The sequence below is a fragment of the Exiguobacterium sp. s56 genome, from assembly GCF_018618255.1.
GTDB lineage: Bacteria > Bacillota > Bacilli > Exiguobacteriales > Exiguobacteriaceae > Exiguobacterium > Exiguobacterium chiriqhucha.
The window spans coordinates 46693-59077 of the sequence record NZ_JACSLR010000003.1 but is presented as its reverse complement, the minus strand read 5'-3'; the positions used below and the strand labels follow the sequence as shown (position 1 = coordinate 59077).

General features: G+C 49.9%; 13 protein-coding genes. 10 read left to right on the top strand and 3 right to left on the bottom strand.

Going from position 1 to position 12385, the window contains the following annotated elements:
* Positions 1-58 precede the first annotated feature (58 nt).
* From rlmD to KNP71_RS04525, 3 genes are all read left to right on the top strand, one after another.
* The gene (gene rlmD, locus KNP71_RS04535; protein WP_214830112.1) at positions 59-1420 is read left to right on the top strand and encodes a 23S rRNA (uracil(1939)-C(5))-methyltransferase RlmD; all 1362 of its coding nucleotides are present in this window, start codon (positions 59-61) and stop codon (positions 1418-1420) included.
* Positions 1421-1496: 76 nt separating this feature from the next.
* The gene (locus tag KNP71_RS04530) at positions 1497-2033 is read left to right on the top strand and encodes a GNAT family N-acetyltransferase (protein WP_029594956.1); all 537 of its coding nucleotides are present in this window, start codon (positions 1497-1499) and stop codon (positions 2031-2033) included.
* Between the two features lie 36 nt (positions 2034-2069).
* Positions 2070-2600: a DM13 domain-containing protein gene (locus tag KNP71_RS04525; protein ID WP_029594957.1), complete on the top strand. Its 531-nt coding sequence runs from the start codon at positions 2070-2072 to the stop codon at positions 2598-2600.
* Between the two features lie 104 nt (positions 2601-2704).
* On the opposite strand, the gene KNP71_RS04520 is transcribed toward KNP71_RS04525, so the two are convergent.
* The 3 genes from KNP71_RS04520 to KNP71_RS04510 form a co-directional block, all read right to left on the bottom strand.
* Entirely contained in the window at positions 2705-3424 is a 720-nt protein-coding gene (locus tag KNP71_RS04520) for a Fic/DOC family protein (protein ID WP_029594958.1), read from the bottom strand.
* Positions 3424-3612, bottom strand: coding sequence for an antitoxin VbhA family protein (locus tag KNP71_RS15930; RefSeq protein ID WP_214830109.1), 189 nt, complete (start codon positions 3610-3612; stop codon positions 3424-3426). Before KNP71_RS15930 ends, KNP71_RS04520 begins: the two co-directional genes overlap by 1 nt.
* Positions 3613-3759: 147 nt before the next feature.
* Positions 3760-4719, bottom strand: coding sequence for a DUF5692 family protein (locus KNP71_RS04510; RefSeq protein WP_214830108.1), 960 nt, complete (start codon positions 4717-4719; stop codon positions 3760-3762).
* Between the two features lie 217 nt (positions 4720-4936).
* On the opposite strand from KNP71_RS04510, the gene KNP71_RS04505 reads away from it, so the two are divergent.
* The 7 genes from KNP71_RS04505 (at position 4937) to KNP71_RS04475 (ending at position 12342) form a co-directional block, all read left to right on the top strand.
* Entirely contained in the window at positions 4937-5539 is a 603-nt protein-coding gene (locus KNP71_RS04505) for a TetR/AcrR family transcriptional regulator (protein ID WP_131471916.1), read from the top strand.
* A 95-nt stretch (positions 5540-5634) separates the two neighbouring features.
* A complete protein-coding gene (locus KNP71_RS04500; RefSeq protein WP_214717982.1) occupies positions 5635-6642 on the top strand; it encodes a tRNA dihydrouridine synthase in 1008 nt (335 codons plus the stop codon).
* A 93-nt stretch (positions 6643-6735) separates the two neighbouring features.
* Positions 6736-7416: a response regulator transcription factor gene (locus KNP71_RS04495; RefSeq protein WP_214826667.1), complete on the top strand. Its 681-nt coding sequence runs from the start codon at positions 6736-6738 to the stop codon at positions 7414-7416.
* 1 nt (position 7417) lies between these two features.
* Positions 7418-8422, top strand: coding sequence for a sensor histidine kinase (locus KNP71_RS04490; protein ID WP_214799227.1), 1005 nt, complete (start codon positions 7418-7420; stop codon positions 8420-8422).
* 85 nt (positions 8423-8507) lie between these two features.
* Complete coding sequence (locus tag KNP71_RS04485; protein WP_021066503.1) at positions 8508-9191, top strand: ABC transporter ATP-binding protein; 684 nt, start codon at positions 8508-8510, stop codon at positions 9189-9191.
* Entirely contained in the window at positions 9188-11758 is a 2571-nt protein-coding gene (locus tag KNP71_RS04480) for an ABC transporter permease (protein ID WP_214830106.1), read from the top strand. Before KNP71_RS04485 ends, KNP71_RS04480 begins: the two co-directional genes overlap by 4 nt.
* A 74-nt stretch (positions 11759-11832) precedes the next feature.
* Entirely contained in the window at positions 11833-12342 is a 510-nt protein-coding gene (locus KNP71_RS04475) for a hypothetical protein (protein WP_214830104.1), read from the top strand.
* The last annotated feature ends 43 nt before the right edge of the window (positions 12343-12385 follow it).

The following is a 12385-nucleotide window of genomic DNA, read 5'->3' as shown; positions in this document are numbered from 1 at the left end:
GCTTGGAACGGGTATGAACCAATACACACTATTTTTTGAATCGGGAAAGGAGAGACTCATGTTACCAGTCCAAAAAAATGACCGTCTCGACGTCCACATCCACGACCTCACGCATGAGGGCGCGGGCGTGGCACGCGTCGACGGTTATACGTTGTTCGTCCCGAACGCACTTCCGGGAGAGACCGTGGAGATCGTCGTGACGAAGACGAATAAACAGTACGGGTTCGCCCGCTTGATCGATGTGAAAGAAGCGAGTGCGGACCGCGTTGAGCCACCGTGCCCGATTTTCTATCAGTGCGGGGGCTGTCAGCTCCAACACTTCAGCTACGACGGCCAGCTCCGTCAAAAACGGGACCGTGTCGTCGATGCGTTGAAGCGACTTGGCCAATTCGATGTGCCTGTCCACGAGACGATCGGCATGCCGGAACCATGGCGTTACCGCAACAAGGCGCAAGTGCCGTTCAAAGACGAGGCCGGCCGCCTCGTCGCCGGTTTTTATCGTCCACGTTCGCACGACATCGTCGAGATGAAGGAATGTCTCATCCAAGACGAGCGCAACGATGAGGCCGTCCAAGTCGTCCGTGACGTGCTCGCGGCGCACGGTGTGCCGGCGTACGATGAGAAGACCGGGCGCGGCGTCATCCGCCACGTCATGGCCCGTTACGGCTACCATTCGGGTGAATTGATGATCGTCCTCATCACGAAGACGACGAAAATCAAAGGCGTGAATGAGATTGTCGCCGACATCTTGAAACGTCTGCCGGACTTGACGTCGATCATGCAAAACGTCAACCCGGACAAGACGAACGTCATCTTAGGGTCGACGAACAAATTGTTGTATGGCCATGAGACGATTGAGGACAAAATCGGCGGACTGACGTTCACGATTTCCCCGCACTCGTTCTTCCAAGTCAACCCGATCCAGACGGAGAAGCTGTACGGCAAGGCGCTCGAATACGCGCAACTCACCGGGACGGAACAAGTCGTCGACGCCTATTGCGGCATCGGGACGATCAGTCTGTTCCTCGCCCGGAAAGCGGCGCACGTGTACGGCGTCGAAGTCGTACCGGAAGCGATTGAGGACGCGAAACAGAACGCGCTCGTCAACGAAAACGACAACGTGACGTACGCGTGTGGAGCGGCGGAAGATGTGTTGCCGCAGTGGAAGAAGGATGGCATCAATCCAGACGTCATCGTCGTCGATCCGCCGCGTAAAGGCTGTGCCGAGTCGTTCCTCGAGACGATGGTCGAGATGGCACCGAAGCGCATCGTCTACGTGTCGTGTAACGTCGCGACGCAAGCGCGCGATATGCGTTATCTTGCGGACCGTGGCTACAAATTAGTCGAAGTCACACCGGTCGACATGTTCCCGCATACGGCGCATGTGGAGACGGTGGCGTGGTTAGAGAAAGTGGAATAAGATGAATACAGATGAACCTTCGATTTTGTTTGAAATCGGAGGTTTTTTTAGGATCAAGACGATAAGGAGCGTGTGGATGAAGATTCAGCGTTATGTAGAGTTAGAACTTGATGAGACATTGAGTAATGAAATCAGTGAGTTGTTGGTGGTGTCATTTGAACCGCTCTATCCGAATCGTCGATATTTCAAGCAATTGCCTCACCTCCGTCTTCTCGCTTTTGGGGACGAAGGTCAAGTCGTTGGTCATGTCGGACTAGACTATCGAGTGATGAATTTGAACGGGGAACCGATTCAAGTTCTTGGTGTGATTGATTTATGCGTCAAAAAAGAGATGCAGGGCGACGGTATTGGTAAGGCGTTATTGGATGAGGTCATTGGTGTAGGAGAGACGAATCAAGTCGATTTCCTCTTATTGTTTGCGGACCGACCTGATCTTTATTTACGAGCGGGATTCAACCATGTCAACAACACGTGTACGTGGCTCAAAATCGACGATGAACGGCAGATGACACGTGGAATTGGGGAAGCATCCTTTGATGAGTTGATGATTCGGCCTGTAGGGAATAAAGCATGGTCGGACGGTCATTTGGATTTAGTAGGTTACTTGTACTGAGAACTGAAGATTTTCTCATGAAAAGGAGTGAAGAGGATGCGAAACGTGACAAAAGTGATCCTAGGTATAGTGGGAGTAGCCGTCCTGTTGATTGGGTGGTGGCTCATTTCTCCTATTTTCTTGGACGAGACGGTTGATGAGGGACTTCCGCCGACGTCAATTGACGCAACTGTAGACGAGGAGGGCGAAGCCGAGGAAGCGACGGAACCCCCGTCGTCTGAGGATGACGGCACCGCTAAGGAGTTTGCCGACTTGGCAGGAGTGTTCATGGATGGAGAAAAGAACTATGAAACGTCAGGGAACATTCAAACGATCCGTGCAGAAGACGGCGTGTACCTGCGCTTCGAAGATTTCCAAACGACAAATGGGCCCGACTTGTTCGTCTATTTGATTCAGCCGGAGATGGAGACGACAGAAGGAATTCGTCTAGGCGCATTAAAGGGCAATACCGGGAACCAAAATTATTTGATTCCTGAAGATGTTGATTTCACGCAATACACGACCGTCGTGATCTGGTGTCGGGCGTTCGATGCAACGTTTGGTACGGGAGAGTTAAGTCCACAATAACGCGAATACATTAAAAGTTAAGGCCTTCATCTAATGACATTAGAAAAACAACAACCTTAGTGTGACCGATGAACGGTTTCTCTAAGGTTGTCTGTTTTTTTGAATTATGATTCATGAGGGTCTGTAGAGAACGGATTCTCTTCGTAACTAGAAACGTTATATGAACCAATTGTGCGATACTTTTCAGAAGAAGCGTCACTATCTGACAAGCTATTAGAGACATCAATAGATAAAGCATCATTTATGATTTTGTATAAATAGGTCGGATCTGGCACTTCATTGATGGCAGCCATGACGAGGGCATTTCTAAGGTAACCAGCGTTATTAGAAAGCAATTCTGCATTAAAAGACAAATTATGATGTTGAGCGAAAAGTTTCATGAAAACAGAAACGGTACGGGTATTCCCTTCGCGAAAAGGATGAACCCGCCACAAATCTGTCATTAGCTTAGCGAAATAGATGGGCAGTCGTATATTTTGATGGGTCCATGTGATTTTTTGTTTCCAATCAAAGATAGATGCTAAGTCCGTTTGAATCTGCAAAGAATCACTGTAAATCACAGATATACCGCCCAAAATTCGCTCATTTTTATAGATATTGATTGAGCGAAAATCGCCGGCCCATTCATATAGTTCGTTGAATAGATGTCGATGGATTTGTTGTAGAGAATGATAACTATCGAAGTCTACTTTCGAAATGAGCGATTCGATTTCTAATAAGTTTGCAATGATAAGTTGCGCTTCAACAGTAATCAGTTGTTGCTCGTCAGTTATCCCAAGCTTATTTATAAGCACACTTGTATTGGGGTAAACGTAAGGATCCATTAGGATTGCTGTGCTTTCGCATACTGCCCCATAATGGCTTGTTTAAACTGAGCTGAAGTGATCTCGCCATTTTCATATCGACTTAGCAATTTTTGTGTGAAAGGACTTGGTTTTCCCCCATCGATTGCAGCCATACCAACTGCAAATTTCACTTGTTTTTGACGTTCGATATATGAATTCTTATCCACTTTTCTCACCCTTTTCACTTTGATCAAATTATTTACAATTATATCATACACGGAAAATCTTTTTTGAAGAGGCAACTTATTTTCAGCTGCTCTCAAAGCTATCTAAATGCACGTAACAAAAGACGGGCATTGAGGCCCGTCTTTTGTTTACAATGCTTTACCGATGACAGCTTCCCGTTCAGGAGCAGTGTCTTCACGCATCGCGTTGATTTCTTTATACTCGTTCGTATCTTTCCACAATTCATCTTTCAACGGATTGAGTTTGTATTTGACGATTCGCGTCACTTGCCAGACGGCGAGGACGACGTTCAGTGCCAAACTGAGCAGGGCGATCGTCCAGTTCGCTGCCGGGTTGTAGGACACACTCACATTGAACGTGCTACCGACAGCAAAGAAGTAAGGGAACGTCATGACCCACATCATCCAAAACGAGAGCGTCTGGGCACGGTTTTGCATCCATGTACCTTTTGCCCATAAGAGTACGGGCACTGTCGCAGCGATGTTCAAAGCGAAGCCTGAGTAAAAAGCGTTACCCGGCGCACATGAATAGACGTAGGCGATGTTCCAAACACCATAGGCGATAATCCATAGCTTCGTCTGGTCGGGCCAGAGCATGTCTTTTTTCTTACCAGATGTCGCGAAGATCCCGACCCAGCCGCAGATGAGGACCAAGTTCAAGATTCCGGCGACGGCGTTCACGTAGTTCCACCCGCCCGAGATGTAGTACATCCCATCGACCATCCCTTCAAATCCCATGATGCCGACTTGGGACTCTCGAACGACGGCCTCGACGATGTTGAGTGCCAAAATACCTGGGACGAGCATCAAATACCATGGATGCTTCTTATGGTAATCGGTGAAGCGGATGACCATGTAAATCAAGCTTCCGGCCAATGCTGAATACACTTTCACCCAATGGAACCATGAGGTGATTTCAGGATCGGCGGTGAAAAACCAAATCGGGGTTAAGGCGATCGGTACGGCCATGAACATGAAGATACTTGCTTTTTTGCTAGATCGGACGATTTCATTCAACCCGATTAATAGACCGAAGACGACGAACCACATCACGACATTGTACCAAGGGATAGACTCAAAGAAGAACATACGATAACGCCCCTTTCATTTCTAAAGGATAGTGATGAAGCAACGACGAAAAGATGATGTCTTTAAACATACCGAACGTTCGTTATGTTTATGTGAAAAGTGTAACAAACTAATGAGAGCGATGTCAATACGGTTTGGTACGTCACAGGGACATGTCATAAATCAGACAAATCATTATGATATAATTAGCCATTATTACGTGAGGAGCGTCGGGCATATGATGAACGAAGGAAAACAAAAGATATTAGAAGCGGCGCGAGCGACGATTATCGAAAACGGGATTCAAGGTACGACGCTTCGAGGAATCGCAAAAAAAGCAGGCTTTAGCACGGGCGCGATCTATCATTATTACAGTTCGAAAGAGGCTATTCTGTATGACGTGATGGACGAAGGATTAGGTGAGATTCGACGAATCGCGACCATCTCGATTGAAGATAAGAAAGAGGCCCGCGAAATCATTCAAGAAATCTTTGATGGGATGCAAGACCGACTCAAAAAAGATGCGGAAAGCCGTTTGCAGTTTTATTTGGCTCATGAGGCGATGCTCGGGAATGTGGAGTTACAAAATAAGTTTAAAGAAAAATACGAGGATTGGATCAATCGCGTCGAAGCTATCTTTGTGAGAGCGTACGGCGTTGAACGCGGACCCTCGACGAGAGCGGTCGCCGCGTGGACGATGGCTGCAATCGATGGGATGGTGCTCCAAACGCTGTTGAATGTTCAAGTTGTCGAATCTGAGCACACGAATCGTATATTAGAGTATTTGCTGCAGGACGGATTTGCTCACTTCTTTAAAATCATCGAAAATGAACAAGGCTGAGCTTTTTAAAGTATTGTCAGTTGATACATTCCCGCGTCCATAATAAGATAGATGAAGTGATTTTATTGGATTGACTACGAAAGGGAATGATTTTTATGAAAGAAAACTTCTGGCGCGATCTGCCGCGTCCATTCTTTATACTTGCCCCGATGGAAGACGTGACCGATGTCGTCTTCCGCCATGTCGTCGCCCATGCCGGCCGACCTGACGTCTTTTTCACCGAGTTCGCGAACTCGGACAGCTATTGCCATCCAGAAGGGAAAGGCAGCTTGCGTGGACGCTTGACGTTTACTGAGGACGAGCAGCCGATGGTCGCCCACATTTGGGGCGACAACCCGGACTACTTCCGCGAGATGAGCATCGGCATGGCCGAGATGGGCTATAAAGGCCTCGACATCAACATGGGTTGCCCGGTCCCGAACGTGGCCAAACGCGGGAAAGGGAGCGGACTCATCCTCCGTCCTGACGTCGCGGCGGAACTCATCCAAGCGGCGAAAGCCGGCGGAATCCCGGTCAGCGTCAAGACGCGTCTCGGTTTTGCGAAGCTCGACGAGTGGCGCGACTGGTTGACGCATCTCTTGAAGCAAGACATCGCCAACTTGTCGATTCACTTGCGCACACGTAACGAGATGAGTAAAGTCGATGCGCACTGGGAGATGATCCCGGATATCGTCAAACTGCGTGATGAGATCGCACCGGATACGCTCATCACGATCAACGGCGACATCCTCGACCGTCAGATGGGTCTCGAACTCGTCGAGAAGTACGGTGTCGACGGCGTCATGATCGGCCGCGGGATTTTCAAGAACCCGTTCGCGTTCGAGAAAGAGCCGCGTGAGCACTCGATGGAAGAGTACCTCGACTTGCTTCGTCTCCAACTCGACCTGCAAGACAAGTTCCAAGAAGAGGTGCCGCGTTCAATCTCGAACTTGCACCGCTTCTTCAAGATTTACGTGAAAGGGTTCCGCGGGGCGAGTGACCTCCGTGTGAAGCTCATGGACACAAAATCGACAGACGAAGTGCGGGCACATCTCGATGCGTTCGTTGAGAACTATCATAGAGAAGAAGCGGCGCTTGCCGAGGCAGCATCGACAGTCGAATAATGTTTTACCGGGATTCAGTGTATACTGGGTCCCTTTTTTCGATAGAATTGGAAGAGAAGTTTGAGTAGTCGAAACGAAACAGGAGGAGTAGACATGCACATTTTAATCGTGGAAGACGACCGGACAATCGCCTCCGGTCTCCAATATTCGCTCGAACAAGAACAATTCACGACGACGTTGTGCCAGAACGCGACCGACGCGACACGTTTGATTGAACAACAGTTACATACGATCGACCTGTGTCTATTCGACTTGTCGTTGCCGGACGGGAGCGGCTATGACTTATGTCGGCTCGTGAAGCAAAAACAGGATACGCCCGTCATCTTTTTGACGGCGTTCGATGATGAAGTGAACGTCGTCATGGGACTCGATATGGGGGCGGACGACTACATCACGAAACCGTTCCGGGTCCGTGAACTCATCTCACGGATTCACTCGGTATTGCGCCGCTACCATAAACAAGCCAGCTCACCCGTTTTGACAATCGGGGCGGTTGAAATCAATACCCAAGACGCCAAAGTCACAAAGGATGGGAGCGAGATTTTATTGACGGCGCTTGAATACCGCTTATTGCTCATCTTCGGCAGACATACAGGACAAGTGTTGTCCCGCGCCCAGCTGCTCGACCAGATTTGGGACATGGGTGGGGACTTCGTGAATGACAATACGTTGACCGTCTACATCAAACGGTTACGCGAGAAGCTCGAAGACGACCCGCAACGGCCGACGTTGATTAAGACGGTTCGCGGGATTGGCTATAAGGTGGAACGCTGACATGTTGCGCAATCGAGAAATCCGTATCTATTTAGTCAGTCTGTTGCTGCTGATTGGGGTGGCTTCTATCGTCGCATCTTTGTTCCTATCGATGGAGGCCGTCATTCTCGTCCTCCTTTTGTCGGTCGCGTTCTTGATCGTGACATATCGGTTCACGACGTGGCGCTATCGGGAAATCAATCAGCTGTCGAGTTACCTGCAAGAGATCAGCAACGGCAATTATAAACTCGATGTCCGCGACAACCGTGAAGGCGAGCTCAGTCTATTGAAGAGCCAAATCTATAAAGTGACGAAGATGCTGTCCGAGCAAGGGACGCATCTCGAAGAGGACAAGCAGAAGTTGACGGATGCCCTCTCCGACATCTCCCATCAGCTGAAAACCCCGCTCACCTCGATGACCGTCATGGCGGACTTGCTCAGTGACCCACGGCTGTCAGATGACAAGCGTCAAGAGTTCACGCATAACGTACAAGTGCAGCTCGAGCGGATGGAGTGGCTCGTCTCGTCACTGCTCAAGCTGTCTAAAATCGATGCCGGGACGATTCAGTTCAAACGGGAACCGGTATCCGTCCCCGCACTCGTTCAAGCCGTGACGAAACCGATGCTCGTGCCAATCGATATCAAAATGCAGCGGCTTCAGATTACGGGTGAGCGTGATGTCACGTTCGAAGGCGACTTGAAGTGGACGACCGAGGCGCTCATCAACATCTTGAAAAATTGCGTCGAACATACACCGGAAGAAGGGGAGCTGTTCATCGAATTTAGCGAGAACACACTGTACACGGAAATCGTCATCCGTGACACGGGGAGCGGCATCGCCAAACAAGACATCCCGTATATTTTCCAACGTTTTTATAAGGGTATGAATGCGAGTGACGACAGCGTCGGCATCGGGCTTGCCATGGCCCACAGCATCATCACAAGCCAACAAGGTGAACTGACCGTCCGCAGTGAACGTGGAGCCGGGACCGCGTTTCAAATTCGATTCTACAAAGCAATCGTCTAAGTGACGAAACAGTCACTTTTGAGTCACGGACGTGTCACACTCGCTCGGTACACTCAAAGTAGATTAAGTACTGGAGGGTGCAACCATGAACATATTAGAAGTGCAACACTTATCGAAAGTATACGGAAAAGACGAGATGGAAGTGCGGGCGCTCGATGACGTGTCGTTCACGGTCAAAAAAGGCGAGTTCGTCTGTATCGTCGGACCGTCGGGCTCGGGGAAGTCGACGTTGTTACATTTGCTCGGCGGTGTCGACGTGCCGACGAGTGGACAGGTGTTGATCGACAATACGGATATTTACAAGTTAGACGAGACACAGCTCGCCATCTTCCGTCGTCGTCAAATCGGTTTGATTTATCAGTTTTACAACTTAATCCCGATTTTGACGGTCGAGGAGAACATCACACTGCCGATGTTGTTGGACGAGCAAAAAGTCGACGCCGCCCATTTGGAGCGCATCATCGGCATCCTTGGTCTGTCGAACCGATTGACTCATCTGCCAAACCAATTGTCTGGCGGGCAGCAACAACGCGTTTCCATCGGTCGGGCGCTCATCAGCAACCCGGCCATCATCTTGGCCGATGAGCCGACAGGGAACTTGGACAGTCAAAACAGTGAAGAAATCATGAGCCTCCTCAAACTGTTCAACAAGAAGTTCAATCAGACGCTGATCATCATCACGCATGACGAACGAATCGCCTTGCAGGCCGACCGGATCATCTCGATCGAGGATGGGAAGATTGCGAAGAACGAGGTCGTCCGCTCATGAACATCATCAATAAAATGACGCTTCGACACTTGCGTGAAAACAAGCGGCGTTCGCTCGTCACCATCATCGGGGTCATCATTTCGGTCTCGATGATCACGGCTGTGACGACACTCGGTTCATCGTTCTTAGACTTGATGATTCGTCAAGACATCGCGGACAATGGAGAATGGCACGTCCAATACATCAACACGAATGAGGAGCAGGTCGAGGCAATTCGAAATGATGCATCGACGAAGGATGTCATCCTTTCAAGTGACGGCTATGCAGAATTAAAGAATTCACAGAATGCTTATAAACCGTACTTATACGTCCGGAACTATAACACGTCAGGGCTCAAGAACTTTCCCGTCGACTTGACGGAGGGACGCTTGCCAAACAAAGAAGGCGAAGTCGTTATTTCTGAGGCCATCCGTCAAAATGCGCAAGTCACGTACAATATCGGGGATGAATTGACGCTCGAGATCGGTGAGCGCATGGACGAATCATCAGGTCGCGTATTAACCCAAAACGATGGCTTGATCCGTGACGGGGAGACGATGCTTGAACAGTTGAAAATCGAGGATACGGTGACGTTGACCGTCGTCGGCACGATGACGCGCCCAGCCTGGGAGCCGACTTGGTCGCCGGGCTATACGGTCGTCGGATACATTGACGACAAAGCGTTGAACGGTGCGATCGTCGATACGTTCGTCGCCTTGAACGACGTGAACGGCTCGATTTATGAAGAAACGAAACAACTGATGCGCGAACAGAAAATTGAAGGAATTGCCTATAACGCGTCGTTGCTTCGCTATTATGGGGTGACCGATGATGACGGCTTGCGCAAGACGCTGTACGGGTTCGGTGGCATCATCATGGCGGTCATCGTCATCGGCTCGATTTCGCTCATCTATAATGCCTTTGCCATCAGCGTATCTGAGCGCTCACGCTACCTCGGGATGCTCGCGAGTGTCGGGGCGACGAAACGGCAAAAACGAAACTCGGTCTTTTTTGAAGGACTGATCATCGGAGGGATTAGCATCCCAATCGGTATCATTGCCGGGGTGGCCGGAATCGGGGTCACGTTCCTGTTCATCAATGCCTTTGCGGAGAAGGCGCTCAACGTGACGGAGAAGTTTGAGGTCGTCGTCACACCGCTCACACTCTTGTTGACGGTCCTCATTTCGAGCGTAACAATCTTCATTTCCTGCTACCTGCCGGCCCGCCGCGCATCTAAGATTTCGGCGATTGATGCGATTCGTCAAACCCAGGACGTGCGACTGACGTCGAAGAACGTGAAGACCTCGAAACTCGTGCGACGGATCTTCGGATTGGAAGCGGAGATTGGGCTGAAAAACACAAAACGCAACCGGAAACGGTATTTGGCGACGGTGTTCTCGCTCGTCATCAGTATCGTGCTGTTTTTAGTCGTCAGTTACTTCACGGACCGGCTCGAACAGTCACTCGAGATGTCACAAGGCACGTACGAGTTCGATATCCTCGTGAACGGGTCGAATCTCACGAAGGATGACTTACGTCGCTATGAGACGTTGGACAATGTGACGGGTGGGACGTACTTCGAGAATACGACCGTCCAGACGGTGGTTGACGAAGCGCGGTTACCGAGCGCGGTCACCGAGAATGAAGACTTGGTGTCCACGTTCGTCGATGGGAAATTTGTGTACTACGTTTCTCTTTATCAATTAGATGATGAAAGTTTCGATGCGTACTTGAAGCAGATCGGGGCATCCGCCAGCAATTTTGAAGACGGGGAGATGCCGGGTGCCGTCTTGATTGATGAAGTATCGTATCAAGACGTCGACAAGAAGAAATTTGTGAACTCGAAGACGATTGAGACCGAAATCGGCGATACGCTTGAACTCCGGGACGAGAACGCAACGGACGAGACGGCACCGCTCAAAACGATCAAAATCGGCGCCATGACCGACGTCCCCCCGACCGGTGTGATGACGAGCTCACTTGGATGGCTTGATGTGATCGTTCGGGAAGGGACGTTTGAAGAGGATGCGATTGGTCAATTGATGAAACAATCAAGTCCATCAATCGCCTTGAACACGAGTAATCCTGAGGCGACGCAACAAGTGATTGAGGCGGAACAAAATATGGACCAATACATCTTCAACGTGTCGGAGCAGCGTGAACAACAAGAGCAGGTGTTGTTGCTGTTATCGATTTTCGTCTATGGGTTTATCGTCTTGATCTCGCTCATCTCGGTGGCGAATATCTTCAACACAATCTCGACGAGCGTCTCGCTCCGTCGTCGCGAGTTTGCTATGCTGCGGTCGGTCGGGATGACACCGAAAGGGTTCAACAAGATGGTGTATTATGAAAGCATTTTCTATGGCATGAAAGCATTGGCGTATGGGGTGCCGGTCAGTGTTCTGATCATGTACCTGATTTACCGGGCGCAGATCAACACGTTCGAAGCACCGTTCACGTTGCCGTGGGGCGATATCTTGTTCGTCACGGTCATAATTTTCCTGATCGTTGGTTCTTCGATGGTATACGCGATTTCGAAAGTGAAGTCGGATAATATCATCGACCGTTTGAAGCAAGAGAATAACTAATATGCATGGAAAGGGATTCAGTGTCTACTGAGTCCCTTTTTTTGTAAACTAAGAATGAGAAAAGAGGTGGGAGAATGGACATCCGAGAAGTATTGAGTGGCGGAGATTTGCGCTCGGTCGGCCACGTCGATGAGGTCGTCGCCTACGTCGGGAACGACCCGGACCGATTCAACGAATTGATAACCGGCTTGACCGATGACCGTCCCGTCGTTCGGATGCGGAGCGCAGACGCGATGGAGAAAGTGACACGCCGTCATCCAAAGTTGCTTCAAGCGCATCAAGCGTCCTTGTTCCAACAGTTACATCGTGCCACTCAACAAGAAGTGAGGTGGCACTTGGCGCAACTCATGCCACGGCTGATGTGGACGGAAGACGAGGCGGCCGATGTCGTTCATATGCTCACCGATTGGATTGCTACGGAGACTAGCGCCATCGTCATCGTCAACTCCTTGCAGGCGATCTTCGACTTGAGCGCCGTGCATTCACGCTTCCGTGACGACCTGAAAACCTTGCTCGAATCGCAACTCGAGACGGGGAGTCCAGCCGCGAAGAGCCGCTCAAAAAAACTATTAAAGAAGTTGTGACCGATGGACTTCATTTCCGGTCTATAAAGATGTAAGTACATCG